The organism is Bradyrhizobium sp. PRIMUS42, from assembly GCF_023006515.1.
Lineage (GTDB): Bacteria > Pseudomonadota > Alphaproteobacteria > Rhizobiales > Xanthobacteraceae > Bradyrhizobium.
Map to the genome: position 1 here is coordinate 1 of NZ_JALBGZ010001657.1, position 303 is coordinate 303.

1 protein-coding gene is annotated in these 303 nt (G+C 63.7%); it reads left to right on the top strand.

Features of this window, described 5'->3' with window-relative positions; translation table 11 throughout:
• The coding region (locus tag MOV75_RS42155; RefSeq protein ID WP_246933147.1) for an efflux RND transporter permease subunit at positions 1 to 303 on the top strand (303 nt) is incomplete at both ends.

A 303-nucleotide genomic window follows, 5' to 3' on the forward strand; every position in this document is an offset into this window, starting at 1 on the left:
GGCATTCTGGGACCCGTCGTCAACGACGAGTTCTCCGACGTCGACTCCATCCTCTACATGATGACCGGCGACGGCGCCGACTATGCCCAGCTCAAGAAAGTCTCCGAAGGCCTCCGCCAGCGCCTGCTGAAGGTGTCGGGTGTGACCAAGGTCGACGTCTACGGCAATCAGGACGAGCGCATCTTCGTCGAGTTCAGCCACGCCAAGCTCGCGACCCTCGGCATCACGCCGCAGGCGCTGTTCGATTCGCTCGCCAAGCAGAACAACGTGACGCCGGCCGGCACGGTCGAGACCTCCTCGCAG